Origin of the sequence: Campylobacter concisus (assembly GCF_902460625.1) — a bacterium.
Lineage (GTDB): Bacteria > Campylobacterota > Campylobacteria > Campylobacterales > Campylobacteraceae > Campylobacter_A > Campylobacter_A concisus_AD.
This window is the reverse complement of sequence record NZ_CABPUT010000010.1, coordinates 33,544-49,379: the sequence shown is the minus strand read 5'-3', so window position 1 is coordinate 49,379 and position 15,836 is coordinate 33,544. Positions and strand designations below refer to the sequence as shown.

Annotated in this window: 20 protein-coding genes; 3 read left to right on the top strand and 17 right to left on the bottom strand. The window is 36.4% G+C overall.

All coding sequences use genetic code 11. The features are described from left to right. Positions 1-377, top strand: a 377-nt coding sequence (locus tag F3G69_RS08395; protein ID WP_223155902.1) for a CorA family divalent cation transporter, incomplete at its 5' end; no start/stop codon positions are given. A gap of 199 nt (positions 378-576) precedes the next feature. On the opposite strand, the gene rplS is transcribed toward F3G69_RS08395, so the two are convergent. The 17 genes from rplS to F3G69_RS08310 all read right to left on the bottom strand — a co-directional run bounded on the left by rplS (position 577) and on the right by F3G69_RS08310 (position 13,292). Beyond that, entirely contained in the window at positions 577-933 is a 357-nt protein-coding gene (gene rplS, locus F3G69_RS08390) for a 50S ribosomal protein L19 (RefSeq protein ID WP_021090978.1), read from the bottom strand. Between the two features lie 8 nt (positions 934-941). Next, complete coding sequence (trmD, locus tag F3G69_RS08385; protein ID WP_103599962.1) at positions 942-1,634, bottom strand: tRNA (guanosine(37)-N1)-methyltransferase TrmD; 693 nt, start codon at positions 1,632-1,634, stop codon at positions 942-944. Next, positions 1,631-2,161, bottom strand: coding sequence for a ribosome maturation factor RimM (rimM, locus tag F3G69_RS08380; RefSeq protein WP_103599963.1), 531 nt, complete (start codon positions 2,159-2,161; stop codon positions 1,631-1,633). Before rimM ends, trmD begins: the two co-directional genes overlap by 4 nt. Further along, positions 2,154-2,396, bottom strand: coding sequence for a KH domain-containing protein (locus tag F3G69_RS08375; RefSeq protein WP_054196581.1), 243 nt, complete (start codon positions 2,394-2,396; stop codon positions 2,154-2,156). The genes rimM and F3G69_RS08375 overlap by 8 nt, the downstream gene beginning before the upstream one ends. Further along, positions 2,396-2,623: a 30S ribosomal protein S16 gene (gene rpsP / locus F3G69_RS08370; protein ID WP_009293992.1), complete on the bottom strand. Its 228-nt coding sequence runs from the start codon at positions 2,621-2,623 to the stop codon at positions 2,396-2,398. The genes F3G69_RS08375 and rpsP overlap by 1 nt, the downstream gene beginning before the upstream one ends. Before the next feature lie 71 nt (positions 2,624-2,694). Continuing rightward, positions 2,695-4,035, bottom strand: a complete 1,341-nt coding sequence (gene ffh / locus F3G69_RS08365; protein WP_103599964.1) for a signal recognition particle protein — start codon at positions 4,033-4,035, stop codon at positions 2,695-2,697. 62 nt (positions 4,036-4,097) lie between these two features. Continuing rightward, positions 4,098-4,856 carry an RluA family pseudouridine synthase gene (locus F3G69_RS08360; protein WP_103599965.1) on the bottom strand — a complete coding sequence of 253 codons (759 nt, stop codon included), beginning with the start codon at positions 4,854-4,856 and terminating at the stop codon, positions 4,098-4,100. Next, a complete protein-coding gene (waaA, locus tag F3G69_RS08355) occupies positions 4,853-5,989 on the bottom strand; it encodes a lipid IV(A) 3-deoxy-D-manno-octulosonic acid transferase (RefSeq protein ID WP_149714977.1) in 1,137 nt (378 codons plus the stop codon). The genes F3G69_RS08360 and waaA overlap by 4 nt, the downstream gene beginning before the upstream one ends. An 8-nt stretch (positions 5,990-5,997) precedes the next feature. Beyond that, complete coding sequence (locus F3G69_RS08350; protein ID WP_149714976.1) at positions 5,998-6,705, bottom strand: zinc ribbon domain-containing protein; 708 nt, start codon at positions 6,703-6,705, stop codon at positions 5,998-6,000. 17 nt (positions 6,706-6,722) lie between these two features. After that, positions 6,723-7,445 carry a Nif3-like dinuclear metal center hexameric protein gene (locus F3G69_RS08345; protein WP_149714975.1) on the bottom strand — a complete coding sequence of 241 codons (723 nt, stop codon included), beginning with the start codon at positions 7,443-7,445 and terminating at the stop codon, positions 6,723-6,725. Positions 7,446-7,451: 6 nt separating this feature from the next. Continuing rightward, entirely contained in the window at positions 7,452-8,312 is an 861-nt protein-coding gene (glyQ, locus tag F3G69_RS08340) for a glycine--tRNA ligase subunit alpha (protein ID WP_149714974.1), read from the bottom strand. Between the two features lie 18 nt (positions 8,313-8,330). Next, complete coding sequence (locus F3G69_RS08335; RefSeq protein WP_149714973.1) at positions 8,331-9,869, bottom strand: AbgT family transporter; 1,539 nt, start codon at positions 9,867-9,869, stop codon at positions 8,331-8,333. 5 nt (positions 9,870-9,874) lie between these two features. Beyond that, positions 9,875-10,294 carry a GyrI-like domain-containing protein gene (locus F3G69_RS08330; protein ID WP_103599969.1) on the bottom strand — a complete coding sequence of 140 codons (420 nt, stop codon included), beginning with the start codon at positions 10,292-10,294 and terminating at the stop codon, positions 9,875-9,877. Between the two features lie 3 nt (positions 10,295-10,297). After that, the gene (locus tag F3G69_RS08325; RefSeq protein WP_084108020.1) at positions 10,298-10,771 is read right to left on the bottom strand and encodes a DUF3972 domain-containing protein; all 474 of its coding nucleotides are present in this window, start codon (positions 10,769-10,771) and stop codon (positions 10,298-10,300) included. A 12-nt stretch (positions 10,772-10,783) separates the two neighbouring features. Continuing rightward, positions 10,784-11,278, bottom strand: coding sequence for a 5-(carboxyamino)imidazole ribonucleotide mutase (purE, locus tag F3G69_RS08320; RefSeq protein WP_149714972.1), 495 nt, complete (start codon positions 11,276-11,278; stop codon positions 10,784-10,786). Then, a complete protein-coding gene (locus tag F3G69_RS08315) occupies positions 11,275-12,534 on the bottom strand; it encodes a peptidase U32 family protein (protein ID WP_149714971.1) in 1,260 nt (419 codons plus the stop codon). Before F3G69_RS08315 ends, purE begins: the two co-directional genes overlap by 4 nt. Further along, positions 12,534-13,292, bottom strand: a complete 759-nt coding sequence (locus F3G69_RS08310) for a chemotaxis protein (protein WP_149714970.1) — start codon at positions 13,290-13,292, stop codon at positions 12,534-12,536. Before F3G69_RS08310 ends, F3G69_RS08315 begins: the two co-directional genes overlap by 1 nt. A gap of 135 nt (positions 13,293-13,427) precedes the next feature. Between F3G69_RS08310 and F3G69_RS08305 the strand changes: the two genes are divergently transcribed. Together F3G69_RS08305 and glnA are read left to right on the top strand one after the other, a co-directional pair. Continuing rightward, positions 13,428-14,207, top strand: a complete 780-nt coding sequence (locus tag F3G69_RS08305) for a histidinol-phosphatase (protein WP_149714969.1) — start codon at positions 13,428-13,430, stop codon at positions 14,205-14,207. Positions 14,208-14,296: 89 nt separating this feature from the next. Further along, positions 14,297-15,727: a type I glutamate--ammonia ligase gene (glnA, locus tag F3G69_RS08300; RefSeq protein WP_149714968.1), complete on the top strand. Its 1,431-nt coding sequence runs from the start codon at positions 14,297-14,299 to the stop codon at positions 15,725-15,727. Positions 15,728-15,836 lie beyond the last annotated feature (109 nt).

Here is a 15,836-nt window from a genome sequence, read left to right as displayed (position 1 = left end):
AGATATCTCACTTTTATGAGACACTTTCGATTTGTCAAAGTGAGCAACAAAATTTAAAAAAAGAGCTTAAAAATAGTACTCATGAGTCAAATGTTTTTAGAACAATGGCCAATGAATATGCCTGCAGAATAGATGATATTTATACATTTATACAAAGTATAAAAAACGACAAAATCAATCAAAACATTTACATTTTAACAATGATATCAGCTGTAATGCTACCACTAAATCTGATAACTGGGTTTTTTGGCATGAATACACAAGGCTTGCCATTTAATGAAACCAAAAATGCTACTATGATAGTTGTATCAATAATGCTTGGAGTAATTCTTTGTTGTATTACTTTTTTATTTTGGTATACAAATAAGAAGAAGTAGAAAATAAATAAATTTAGTATATAAGGCATCTGAAACCTTATATAGAAATTTGTTATATATTTTAAATTTTTATAGCCTAGCGGTAAAAACAATAAAAATAAATAGATTTTTTAATATTAAAAAACAAAAAAAATTTAAAAAAATTAAATTTAAAAAGAAGATTAAAAGTCCTGAATAGACTTCAGGACATATAGTAAGATTATTTTCTAAGTTCGCGGATTTTAGCAGCCTTACCACGAAGATCACGTAGATAGAATAATTTAGCTCTTCTAACACGACCTTTTCTAAGAACTTTTATTTCTTCGATTGAGTCACTAAAAATTGGGAAAATTCTCTCAACGCCAACACTATTAGCGCCAATTTTTCTAATGATAAATGTTTCGCCAGTACCGCTACCACGTCTAGCTATACAAATACCTTCAAAATTTTGAATTCTAGTTTTATCGCCTTCGTGAATACGAGTAGCAACACGCAACGTATCTCCTGCACGAAAGTCAGGAATATTTTTACTAGCAATTTGAGCATTTTCAAATGCTTCAATGTATTTATTTCTCATGTTTTTCCTTATTTATGTGGCTTAAGCTTTTGATATAAATCAGGGCGGAAGAACCTTGTTTTGCTGTGAGCCATCTTATTTTTCAAAGTGTGGATTTTAGCATGGTTACCCTTTAAAAACTCTGAAACCACAAAAATTGATCTAAAATTATCAGGCTTTGTAAAAGATGGGGCTTCAAGCAAATTATCCTCAAAACTCTCAACTTCAAGGCTCATATTGTTTCCTAAAACTCCAGGTATATTTCTTGATATTGCATCGCTCATACAAAGCGCAGGAAGCTCTCCACCAGTTAAAACAAAATCACCTATACAAAAAACTTCATCTGCCCAAAGCTCAACAACTCGTTCATCAAGGCCTTCATATCTACTGCAAACAAAACAAATGTGATTTTTTTTAGAAAGCCTCTTTGCATCATTTTGATTAAATTTTTTACCAGCTGGTGTCAAAAATATCACGTGAGTATTTTTATCTTTTTCTTTTAGAAATTTGATCGAATCATCCAAAGGTTGTGGAAACATCAAAAGCCCTGCTCCACCTCCGATCATATAATCATCAACTTTATTATGCTTATCTTTAGTAAAATTTCTTGGATTTATAAAATCAATTTCAATAAATTTATTACCAATTGCACGTTTTAAAATAGAATCACAAAAATAAGGTTTAACTAAATTTTCAAAAAGTGTAATAAACGTAAATGTCATGAATTTTCTAAAATGGCTCTAGCACCTTTTACCAAAATCTCTTCATTATCTAAATTTACACTTATGATAAAATGCTCTAAATATGGAATGTAAAAATTCTTCGGATTGCCGCTTATAATAAGCTTTTCATCTGTTTTTATATATAAAAGTGAATTTGCAAAATTATCTTGAATATCTTCTACGATCCCCAAAAATTCGCCGTTTTCTACAACTTTTAAGCCAATAATATCAAACTGAAAAAATTCATTTTTTCTTAATTTGCAGTTTTTTCTAGTGAGCTCTTTTGTAGTATATATAGTTCTATTTACAAGTGTTTTAGCAAGGTCTAAGTCATCAAAATTTTCAAACAAAACCAGCTCTTTTCCTCTGTTATAGTCTTTTATGATGAGCTGATCATTGTTTTTATCAAAAAAGGTTGCACCTTTTTTATACTGTTCTGGAAAGTCGCTCTTGTTGTGAAGTTTTAAATAACCCCTTAAACCAACACATCTTCCGATAGTAGCGACTTCAACAATATCACTATTCAATAGCTTTTACCGTTACCCTATAGCTTGTATTATCTTTGGCTTTACAACCAATAATAACGGTCTTTATAGCATTTATCATTTTGCCGTCTTTACCGATAAGTTTTCCAGTATCAATCTTGTCAGCATTTATGATAATTTCAACAAAATTTTCACCAAGCTCTTGACGCTCAATAGTCACCTTTTCAGGAAAGTCAGCTATTAACTTGGCGTATTCGTATAAAAAATTTTCAACCATTATTTTGTAATTTGTGCAACTCTGTCGCTAAGTTTAGCACCGACGCTTTTCCAGTAATCCAATCTCTCTTTGTTAAAATTTATAACGTTTGGTTCAACCATAGGATTGTAATAACCAATGCTCTCTATCCAACCGCTATCGCGTCTTTTTCTACTATCTGTAACAACTATACGATAAAAAGGTCTTTTTTTACGTCCCATTCTTGTTAGTCTTACTACTGTTGCCATATTATATTCTCCTCTTGTTTTTAAATAAAGCTTAAATTTAGATAACAAATATCCAAATTTAAACCCTTTTATCAAACAGGTCTTTTTAAATTTGCTTGAGAAAGCATATTTGCAAGTCCCTTTGCTCCACCTTTTCCTGAAAATTTCTTAGCAAGCTTTGAAGCATTTTCAAACTGCTTTAAAAAACGATTTACCTCTACTTGAGATAGTCCAGAACCAGCTGCTAAACGCCTTTTTCTACTATTGTTTAAAAGGTCTGGATTCTCACGCTCTTTTTGCGTCATAGAGTTTATCATAGCCTTAATATGCAAAATTTCTTTTGAATTATCAAGGTCTATATCTTTTATCTGATTTGTAATATTTGAAAGTCCAGGTATCATCTCCATCAAAGACTTCATACTACCAAGCTTTTTAACACTTTCCATTTGTTCTAAAAAGTCATTAAAATTAAACTGGCCTTTTTTTATCTTTTGATTTAGGCGTTTTGCCTCTTTTTCATCTATAATAGTCGATGTTTTCTCTACCAAAGTGGCCAAGTCACCCTCACCCATTATACGGCTTACGATACGGTCTGGTATAAAGCTCTCGATATCAGCTACTTTCTCGCCAGTACCGACAAACCTAAGTGGAATATTTAGCTGTTTTGCGATGCTAATAGCTACGCCGCCCTTTGAGTCAGAGTCAAATTTAGAAAGGATAACTCCAGAAATTCCCAAAATTTCATTAAAACTTGTAGCTGTTTTTACTGCATCTTGTCCGCTCATGGCGTCAGCTACGTAAAAAATTTCATGTGGATTTATCGCATTTTTTACATCTTTTATCTCTCGCATCAACTTTTCATCGATGGCAAGACGACCAGCGGTATCCACTAAAAGCACATCATAAAGACCACTTTTTGCTTTTTCTAGTGCTTCTTTTGCTACTCTTATAGGATTACTTTCATTTTCTATATAAAAAAGATCGATCTCATTTGCAACGCAGAGCTGTCTTAGCTGTTCAACCGCCGCTAATCTTTGCAAATCACAAGCAGCAACTAAAACTTTTTTCTTTCTTAGTTTTAGATAGTTTGCAAGCTTGATAGTTGTTGTTGTTTTACCACTACCTTGCAAACCAGCCATCAAAACAATGGTCGGTGCAACTGGTGCATAGACAAAGCCTTGATTACCAGGAGCTGTTAAGATAGTAGTTAAATTTGACTTGATCGCATCTAAGAAATTCTTTTGGCCAACGCCAGTTTGCTTTAGCTCGCTTTCGATAGATGCAAGCAGATATTTAGTGACTTTGTGATGGACATCAGCTTTTAAAAGAGCTTTTTTAAGCACGTCAAGTGCGTTTTTTAGAGCTTTTTCATCATCTACAAAACGTATCTTGCTAACGGCTAATCTAAAAGACTCGCTAATTTGTTCGAACACTAATCACCTTTCTAAGTTGTTATTAAAGGGCTTATATTACTAAATAATTTCTTTATTGCTCTTTAAATTTCAAATTTATTAGATATCTCAAATCCAAGAGAGTTAAATTCTCTTGGGATTGGCGCTTTAAATTTATAGTTTAAAAGAGCGATAGAATAGGCATGCAAAAACATTCTATTTGCCCTATTTTTGCCGTATTTCTCATCGCCAACGATAGGTAAATTTAAGCTAGCCAAATGTACTCTTATCTGGTGCGTTCTGCCTGTTTTTATGGCAACTTTTACCAGCGTTTTTTTGCCAACAACCATGAGAGGTGAAATTTCACTGATCGCCTCTTTGCCATCTTTTGATATCTTTGAAATGGCGCCATTTTTATTTTTAATCGTTAAGATTGGCTCATTTACGACCACCTCTTCGCTCATGATGCCCCTAACTGCGGCCACGTAAATTTTCTCAACCTTCATCTTTTTAAATTCACTTATCGCAAGCGTTGCGAATTCATCATTTTTTACAAGAAGCAGTACGCCACTCGTGTCTTTATCGAGTCTATGAAGGAGTGGAAATTTATAAATTTGACTAATTTTTTCACTAGTTATGGCAGCTGGCTTACTGATTGCTATTAAATTTTCATCTTCAAAAATAATGCTTGGCTTTGGCATCTCTTCAACGCTAAATTTGGTGTTTTCACTCATTAGCGCACGAGCAATCATCACCTTTTGCCCCTTGGCATAGACAAGGCCGCTATCTATTAGCTCCTTTGCCTCGTTATTTGAGATGTTTTTTTGTTTAGCTAAAATTTTATACGCTTTTTCTTCACTCATAAAGTGCTCCTTATATCTTCTATGATCGCATCAGCGCTGGCCTGTACGGCGATATTGCTCTTTTTAGCATCATTACCCATTATGCCACCTATTTCGCTAGCCTTTGCGAAATAAATGTTTTCAACTAAGCTAAATAATGCCTTTTGGTTAAATATAAACTCGCCACTTATTATCACTGGGTTAAATTGTGCGCACTCGATTGGATTATGCCCACCGATATTTGGTACAAAACTGCCTCCAAGCACTACTATATCGCTAATAGCATAGACATTTACAAGCTCGCCTAAAGTATCAAGCAAATTTACTTTAGCTTCAAATTTATATGATTGGCTAAATTCAGCAAAGCTAAAGCCATACTTTTTAGCGTACTCGCTCGCTAGCTTCTTCACCTCTGCAAATCTCTCAGGATGGCGTGGCGCGATAATTAATAGATCGTTTTCTTTTAAATTTAAATTATCTAAAATCATCTCTTCTTCGCCTATATGTGTGCTTGCTAATACGATCACTCTAGCTTTTGGCTTTTCATAAACTCTACTCACGCTTGGCAAAAACGCGGCTTTTATGTTGCCAACGACCTCTATCTCACCTGCTCCTAGCGTTTTTAGCCGTTCTTTATCAAGCTCGCTTTGGGCATAAATTTTATCTATAAATTTAAAAAGATATTTGTAAAAAAAGCCAAATTTTAAGTAACTTTTATAGCTTCTATCTGAAATTCTAGCGTTTATTAGTATCACGCGGCTACCTTTTAGCTTTGCCATGAAAACTAGCATAAGCCAAAGCTCAGCCTCAAAAATGACTAAAATTTTGCTCTTTTTTAACCAAAATGGCAAGAAAATTTCAAATGGCAAAAATCTTGTGTTAGCACAAATTTTACTTGCCGCTTCAAAGCCTGTATTTGTCACCACACTTATGGCTTTGCTGTTAAATTTTTGCATCAAAGGCTTAAGCGCTTGCACCTCGCCAAATGAGCAAGCGTGAAAATGCACATCTGCATCTTTAAATTTAGGATTATTAAAGAGAAAGAAACGTGCTGGGATCGATCTATGATATTTTTTTTTGAAACTTAATAAAAGTAGAAAAATAGCCCCAAAAAAATAGAGTATTGAGGCTAAAAAATAATATATTATTATCACGAAACGTGTTATTGCTCTTGTTTATACAAAATTCTGCCACAATGCGGGCAAGTAACGATATCTTCGCCTTTTACAACCGCAGAGAAAGTTTTATCATTTATCTGCATAAAGCAGCCATAACAAGCTTGTTTTTTAACAGGCACAACTGCTGTGTTGTGAGCCCATTTTCTTATTTTTTCATAAAATGCTAGGATTTTTTGGTTCATCGCAGCGACAAGTTTATCTTTTTTAGCATAAACTTCTTCACGTTCTTTCCCAATATTTTCAAGTTCAGATGAAGTTTTGCTTTTTATATTTTTTAAATTCTCTTCAAGTTCAGCTTTTTTTGCACCAAGCTCATCTTTTTGACTATTTTTACTATCTATTAGCTTCTCAAGTCTAGCGATCTCTTCATTTGCAGCCTCAAGTTGCTCTTTCGCAATATCTTCTTCAAGACTTAGAGCTTTTATCTCCTTTTCGCTTTTTGCACTTGAGCTTTTTTTAGCTACATCTTTTATCTTTGCGCTAAACTCGGCAATATGAGCATTTGTGCCTGATTTTTGAGACTTTAAGTCATTTACCTCTTCATCTAGTCTTTCTATATTAACCGTTATAGTTTCGCACTCTTCTTCTATATTTTTATAAGCCTTTTCTATATCCTGAATGCGTGGTGTAAAGCCATCTATTTGTTTATCAAGCTCAGATAATTCAACTAATTGTTGTAAGTATTTATTCATAATGTTTCCTTTTTTTGTTAGCAATATGTAAATGGATTTTTAGAATTGCGTATTATAACTTCAATTTTCAGATTTTGCAAATATTTTGCTAAAAAATCACCAAAACAACGTTCACTTTCATAGTGATTTATATCGATTAAATTTAGCCCATTTTCCTTTGCATAAAGGGCTTGGTGATATTTTAGATCACCCGTTAAAAAGACGTCTGCTTTGATATCTTGAATAAGATCTGCGCCACTTCCAGTGCAGATACAAATTTTAGAAATTTCATCTTTTGCATGAACCACTCTTAAATTTTCTAGCCCAAGTTTTTCTTTTACAAATTTGCAAAGCTTGCTAAATTTCATCTTCACATCAGCGTAGATCAAAAAACCCTCTTTGCTTGAAATTTCTAGCCCCAAAACCTGCGTTACAAATTTTTCATTTAAAAATGCAAGGTCAGCATTTGTGTGAAGCGAGATGAGCGAGATATTTTTTATCATCATCTCTCTTATGAGTGAGCTTGGATAAAGGCTGTAGTCCAGGCTCTTTAGCCCCTTAAAAATGAGTGGATGGTGAGTGATAATGAGCGAATTTGGCAAGACATTTTGCAAAAGTTCGCTATCTAAATCAAGGCTTAGATAAATTCGCTCAAATTCGCTATCAAATGAGCCAACTTGTAGGCCACTATTATCCCAAGGCTCTTGGCTCGCAAACGGGCAAATTTCATCTAAAATTTTATAAATTTCAGCTATTTTCATCAAATTTTACTTTTGCTCTAGGCTCTCTTTATAAGTTAGCGCACACTCTTTGGCCAGCTCGCGGATTTTTAGGATGTAATCTTGCCTTTGCGTTACACTAATCGCCCCACGCGCATCAAGGACGTTAAATGTGTGAGCCGCAAGCATGCAGTAGTCGTAAGCTGGCAGTGAAATTTTAGCCTCTAAGCAACGCTTGCACTCGTTAAATGCGTTTTCAAACTGGTTAAAAAGCATATCAACATTTGCTACTTCAAAGTTATATTTACTCCACTCATACTCGCCTTGTTTGTGCACATCGGCGTAGGTTACGATGTTGCCATTAGAGTCGTCCCAAACTATGTCGTAGACGCTATTTACATCTTGCAGATACATAGCTAAGCGCTCAAGACCGTATGTTATCTCGCCAGAGACCAGCTCACAAGCGATACCGCCAACTTGTTGAAAATAGGTAAACTGCGTCACTTCCATTCCATCTAGCCAGACCTCCCAGCCAAGCCCCCAAGCGCCCAGAGTCGGGCTCTCCCAGTTGTCCTCAACGAAGCGGATATCATGATCTTTTAAATTTAACCCAAGCTTTTCAAGACTTTTTAGATAAAGCTCTTGGATATTTTCTGGGCTTGGTTTTATAAGCACCTGAAACTGATAATAAGCACCCAGGCGGTTTGGGTTTTCGCCGTATCTGCCATCAGTCGGACGGCGGCTTGGAGCTACGTATGCAGTCGCCCACGGCTTTGGTCCGAGGCTTCTTAAAAATGTCGCTTGGTGATATGTTCCAGCACCAGCAGGCATGTCGTATGGCTGAAGTATAACGCAACCTTGCTCTTGCCAATAGTTTTGAAGGGTTAATATTATTTGTGAAAATGTCATTGCTTTCCTTTTAAAATTTTACTTTACATAGTGTATAACTGCACCAGGTCCTAGCGGTAGATCAAAAATGTACCAAAACGACATTAGCGCTGTCCAAGAAATTAAAAATGCAACCGTATAAGGAAGCATAATAGAAACTACTGATCCGATTTTTAACTCTTTATTGTATTTTTGCATAAAAGCTACTATCAAAACAAAAAATGGCATCAAAGGCGTTATGATATTTGTAGTAGAGTCGCCTATTCTAAAAGCAGCCTGTGTAAGCTCTGGCGAGAGTCCAAGATTCATAAACATTGGTACAAAAATCGGAGCCATCATAGCCCACTTTGCAGAATCAACAGCTATAAATAAATTTATAAAAGCGATCAAAAAAATAAAAACTATGATAAGACTAAGTCCAGTTAATCCGACCTCTTTTAGAAAAATAGAACCTTTTATAGAAAGCACTAGCCCAATATTTGAGGTATTAAAAAGATATGTAAACTGGGCTGCAAAAAATATCAAAACCAAAAATCCTGATAGCTCAGAAATAGATTGTTCCATAAATTTTATGGCGTCATTACTACTTTTTATACTCCTAGCACCTACGCCGTAAGCGACACCTACCACTATAAAAAGTAACATCATAAAAACAACAATAGAATGCATAAAAGTAGACTTCATAAAGCTTTCATTGCCTTTTGCTCCAAATAAAGAGTCAGAAGGCAAAATAGCCACAAGCAATAAAATCACAAAAACAATCAACGCTATTAGTGAAAATTTTAAGCCACGTTTTTGCTCTGCACTTATCTCACTATGCTCTTTTAGGCTAAAATCACCCAAAAAATCAAATTTACCAAGCCTAGGCTCTACGATTTTATCTGTTACAAACCAGCCAACAAAGACGATCAAAAATGTCGAAGCGATCATAAAGTACCAATTTGCAGTTGCTAATACTACATAATCTGGATTTAACACGCTAGCTGCTTGCATAGAAAATGCCGCAAACATCGGGTCATTTGTGCCGATTAATAAATTTGCCGACCAGCCACCGCTAACACCAGAAAAAGCAGCAGCTAATCCAGCAATTGGATGGCGACCAAATCCAGCAAATAAAATAGCTCCAAGCGGGATTAGCACAACATAGCCAACCGAGGAAGCAACATTTGACATTACACCAAGAAAAATAACGATTGGAGTTACCCATATTTTGGAAGATTTTAAGGCAATCTTTGTCATAAGTGCTGATAAAAGTCCAGACTTGTCTGCAATACCAATACCTAGAATAATCGCAAAGACTACTCCCAAAGGATAAAAATTAGTAAAATTTTTAAGTACAGACGAAACAAAAGATCTAAGACTATCAGCAGAAAGCAAATTTATAACATTTGCATTAAGCTGTGATATTTGTCCGTCTTTGATAGCCTGATAGCTTACGCCAACGCCCATCTTTTCTAACACAAACGATATTATTATCGTAATAATCGAAAGATAGATAAAAAGCATAGTTGGATTTGGCAATTTGTTACCAAAATTTTCGATAAAACTCAAAATTGAACTATTGTTTTTTTTATTCATTTTTTCTAACCTAAAATAGATATAAAAATTTTTATCTCGTCGCTGCCGTAAAGCTCAAAATCCGTTTTATAGGCTCTTTTTAGCTCACTACTTTCAAAATATCTCCAAATTTCATCCCAAAATTTTGCTACGTTTTGTGGCTCTCTTGCAAAACTAAAAACGGCGTATTTGCCACTTTTTATCTCTAAATTTTCATCACTTTTGTGGTTTGATCTTGTGCCGATGAAGTTATCGTAATGTCCATTCAGATCGCTTTCATAGTTGCAGTAAACGCTATAAATTTCACTCTTGCCATCATAGTGCTCACTCATAAATTTAGACCATAGAGCTGGAATTTTACCCTTGCCGCCTATCTCATCTTCATTTTTAGTGCGAGTTTTTACTCCGTAAATTTCAAAGCTATCTTCTAAATTTATAATCTTCATAAACTACTTTTGCCCGTTAAAATTTTCAACCGCTTGGTTCCACATTAGCTTGTATTTTCGTTTTAGAAATTCAACTTCATCTTGTGAAATTTTAAGCTGTTTTGTAAGCGTTTCGACCGTTTTTCTATCTTCGTCATAGAGCTCTTGCATAGAAATAAGCGCCTCTTTTAAAAATTTATTCTCATTTCTTAGGGTTTCAAGCGTCTCATCCTTTGCGTCAAGTACCTTTTCGTGTAAATTTAATATCGTTCCGATCGTCTTTTCAACAAAGCTGATACCATCTTGGCTTTGCGGCTGCAAGGATAAATTTTGCGAAACACTAGGCACCACGCTCATCGTTCCCTCGCTCGCTTCTATCAAAATTTCTCCATTTTCCTCTTTGGTTTTCAAAACGCCACGATTTATCATATCTTCGATAACTTCACGCTCTAAGTGCACAAGTTTGCAAAATTCATCAACTCCAAGATAGGTCTGCACCGCTTCTCCTTTTTACAGTATCACTTCAACCTTTGAAGAGTCTTCCTCTAAAGCTTTTATCTTCGCCTCTCTATCGGCTTTTAGAGCACTTGCCAGACTATCATCTTCAAGAGCTAAAATTTGCACCGCCAAATAGGCTGCATTTATAGCACCGGCCTTGCCGATAGCTAAGGTCGCCACTGGCATGCCACTTGGCATTTGCACAGTTGAGTAAAGTGCGTCAACACCGCTAAGGGCCGAACCTGCCATTGGTATGCCGATCACTGGTTTTGTTGTATTTGCAGCGATAGCTCCAGCTAGGTGAGCCGCCATACCAGCAGCTGCGATGAAGACTTTTGCACCCTTTTTCTCAGCATTTGCGACGTACTCGCTTGTTCTTTTTGGACTTCTGTGAGCTGAGCTGATTATTAGTTCATATTTTACACCAAATTTTTCAAGAGTTTTTGCCGCCTCGCTAACGATATCATAGTCACTCTTACTTCCCATTATAATAGAAACAAATTTCATATTTTCTCCCTCAAAAAGCTAAATTTTGGCAGCTTAACACCAAGACTTATTTCGTTTTCATTGCCGCTATGAATTTCGCTCATAACCTTGCCTTTTTTGGTGATGAGCTGCTTAAATTTGATAAATTTCTTGCCCTCTTGTGAATAAACCTTTGAGATTTCATTTTCACTATCTTCTATAACCGATCCAGTAGGAGCCACGATCTCATAGCTATTGCCTGGAAAAATTTTATATTTGCACTTAAAAAACTTGCCATCTTCGCTTATTGCATTTACCTGATGTGTACCCTCTTCTAGGCTACTCACATGGTTTTGAGTGTCAACTCGCTCGTAAGGTCTATGCACCAAGTATCCATCCGTAAAGCCACGATTTTTCAATGTATTTATCTCATTTTCATAGATTTGTGCGTTAAATTTATCATCCATGGCATCATCTATCGCCATTTTATAAGCTCTTGCTGTACAAGCTGCGTAGTACTCGCTCTTTGTGCGACCTTCTATTTTTAGACTATCTATTACGCCGCTATCAACGATCTCTTTAATGTGTGAGATGAGGCAAAGATCTTTTGAGTTCATGATGTGAGTACCGTTTTCGTCCTCTTCTAAGCGGAAAAGCACACCACTCTCTTCGTTTTTAGCGTAAAGTTCATACTTAAACCTGCAATCGTTGGCACAGCTGCCGCGATTTGACATACGTCCGCTTTGCACTGAGCTTACTAAGCACCTGCCAGAGTAGGCAAAGCACATCGAGCCATGTACAAAAATTTCGATATCAAGAGTTGGAATTTCTTCTTTTATCTTTATAACATCTTTTAAGTTCATCTCACGTGCCACGACGATGCGTTTTGCGCCCATGTCGTGATAAATTTTTGCATCAAGCACATTCATGACATTTGCCTGAGTTGAGAGATGTATCTCGATATCAGGAGCAATGGCTTTTGCTAGACTCATAACGCCTGGAGTTGCGATGATAAAGGCATCTGGCTTCATAGCCGAGATAGTCTGCAAGTGCCTTTTTAGTGGCTCTATCTGCGAATTAAAAGGAAAGGCATTTATGGTCGCATAAAATTTCTTTCCCTTTGCATGTGTGTAGTCTATCGCCTCTTTAAACGTTTCAAGGTTAAATTCTCTCGCCGATCTAGTCCTTAGCGAAAAGCTAGCCACAGATCCATAAACGGCATCAGCGCCGTATTCAAGGGCAATTTTAAGTTTTGTTAAATTTCCAGCTGGGGATAAAAGCTCAGGCCTTTTTAACACTATTTTTTACCCAGGCTTTCTATCAAGGCTTCAATGTCGTCGTTGCTCACAAGATTTTCAGTCGTTGTATCACCTGCGATATGAACAGCTGAGCCAACACGTTTTTCATCGTCTATTTTACCTTCAAACAAAGTATTCATATATTTACTTAGAGCTCTCATAACGTTGATAACGCGCTCAATCTTTTGTCTATGAATGTCTTGATACTGCATCATATCCATAGCCATCATTATCTCATCTTGCCCCATTTGTAAATTTCCGATGATGTTATCAATCGTGCCAAGAAGTGCGTTGTTTTTCTCCAAAGCTTCGCTAAATGCGGCAATATTTGGAAATTTCTGGCTTAATGTCGTAAATAGTTCGATGTTTGAGTTTATCGCATCTTTCAGGCTATTTGAGTCACTCTCAGCGTCCATAAAAAAGTTATTTATCGTCTCAAGCTTATCAAACATCTGAGTAGCTTTTTCTTCGCTATCCCTAGTCACATCATCAAGCTGATGAACCATTTTGTGATCTTCTGTTGGTGGTGGCGGTGGCCAAACACCATCTGCACTCACTCTGTAGTTTTCTCCCTGTTTTGATATATTTTCTACTTTTGATTGCGGCTCGGCTGTTTTGTCACTGATTGCCTCTGCAACTTCTGCTACCTCGTCTATATCCTTTTTGACGTCCGCAGTCTCTTGGCTAGCATCGTCTTTAGCATCCTCTAAATCGTCCAGTCCGCCAGCCATAAGCGCGTCAAGTTCCTCTTGGGTCATAAAAGCTCCTAATAAAATTTGCCCTGATTATATAGGATTTAAATAAAAAGTAAGTTTAAAAGCGCCTTTTTATCTTTAAATTTATCAAATTTTAGATAGCATTTTTCAAAAATAAATGACTTTAAAAGGCAAAAAATGACCGTTGATCTCCACAATCACACACCGCTTTGCAAACATGCAGTCGGCGAACCAAGAGAGTATGTACAAAGCGCAATAAAAGCAGGTACAAAATACTTTGGCTTTAGCGACCACGCTCCGATGAAATATGATGAAGCTTACAGGATGAGTTTTGATGAGATGCAAGGCTACGAGGAAGAAATTTTACGCTTAAGAGATGATTTTAACGGTGAGATAGAAATTTTACTTGGCTATGAGATGGATTTTTTAGATGGATTTATGGATGAGCGAGTTTTTAGTAGAAAGGTCGATTATCTAATAGGCTCTGTGCATTTTTTTAATGGCTGGGCATTTGACAATCCTGAATTTATCGGTGGTTACGAGGGCAAAGACTTGGATCAAATTTGGCAAGAGTATTTTGATCATGTCGAAAAATCGGCCAAGCTTGGCAAATTTGACATAATGGGGCATATTGACCTACTTAAAATTTTTAAATTTTTACCCAAAAAAGATATTAGAATTTTAGCACGTGATGCGATAAATGCGATAAAAGAGGCAAATTTAGTAGTTGAGATAAATGCGGCTGGCTTTAGAAAGCCTATCGGCGAGCAATATCCAAGCGTAAATTTACTAGAGCTTATAGCCGAAAAAGATATAGCTATTACTTTTGGCTCAGATGCTCATACAAAAGAAGATATTGGTAAAAATGGCGAAATTTGCGAGCAAATAGCTAGAGATTTAGGCTATTCAAAATGTGCTATTTTCAAAAACAGAGATAGAGAATTAGTAAAATTTTAGATTGGGTTCAAATAAAATATAAATTTAATCTTAAATATTAAGTTTTATGATAGAATACGAAAAATCTTAGAAATTAAAAGGAGAAAAAAGTGGGAAAATTCGTCCAAAATATAGATCATTTTTTTGATTTTTGTAAAGAAAATGAAGTCAAATTTGTAGATTTTAGATTTACTGATTTAGGTGGTGCTTGGCATAGCATTAGCTACAACATAAAAGCTGTTACGAAAGAAAATTTTATAAATGGTATTCCGATGGACGCTAGCTCTATGCATGGCTGGCAACCAATCGATAAGAGCGATATGATAATGAAGCCAGAAGCTACAACTGCATTTTTAGACCCATTTACTTCTGATATTACAGTTGTTGTTTTTTGCGATATTTACGACATTTACAAGGGTCAAATTTATGAAAAATGCCCTCGCTCAATAGCCAAAAGAGCAATGCAGTACGTAAAAGATAGCGGTCTTGGTGACGAGGCATACTTTGGCCCTGAGAATGAATTTTTTGTCTTTGACAACGTCAAAATCATCGATAGCCCAAACTGCGCGATGTATCAAGTAGATAGCGAGGAAGGCGAGTGGAACGATGCTACTGACTTCAAAGATAGCTACAACACAGGTCATCGCCCACGCAGAAAAGGCGGCTATTTGATGACTCAACCAATCGACAGCATGGTAGATCTAAGAGCTGAAATGATGCAAGTTCTAGAGCAAGTTGGTCTTGAAGTCTTTTTAGGACACCACGAAGTCGCACAAGGTCAAGGCGAGATCGGCGTGAAATTTGGCAACTTAGTCGAAGCTGCCGATAATGTCCAAATTTATAAATACGTCGTTCGCATGGTGGCTCACCTAAACGGCAAGACAGTTACATTTATGCCAAAACCACTTTATGGCGATAACGGAAGCGGCATGCATGTGCATCAATCAGTCTGGAAAGATGGTAAAAATTTATTCTATAAAGAGGGCAACTACGCAAATTTAAGTGACTTTGCAAGGCACTACATCGGCGGCGTTTTAAAGCACGCAAGAAGCGTTGCAGCCTTTACTAACCCAAGCACAAACAGCTACAAACGCCTAATCCCAGGCTTTGAAGCGCCATCTATCCTCACCTACTCTAGCCAAAACCGCTCAGCGAGCATCCGCATACCTTACGGCGCTGGCGAGAAGTCAGTTAGGGCTGAGATGAGATTTCCAGATAGCACAGCAAACCCTTATCTAGCCTTTTCAGCGATGCTAATGGCAGGACTTGACGGTGTCAAAAACAAGTACGAGCCAGTTGGTCCTATGGATGAAAATTTATTTAAACTTCACCTAGATGAGATCAGAGAGCGTGGCATAGAACAGCTTCCACACACACTTCGTGGTAGCCTTGAAGCGCTAATTCGCGATAATGAATACTTAAAACCAATAATGACCGATCTTTTCATAGATACATATCAACACTTCAAATTTGAAACTCAAGTTTGGCCTTACGAAGCGCGTCCAACAGCTTATGAGTTTAAAACTTGTTTCTCTTGCTAAAACGCAATCTCCAAGCTCGTTTTGGGCTTGGAGACTTCTTTTTTTAATCAAATTTAAAACATAAAATCTCCGTCGTACATATCAATGCATCCTACATTAATAATATGTA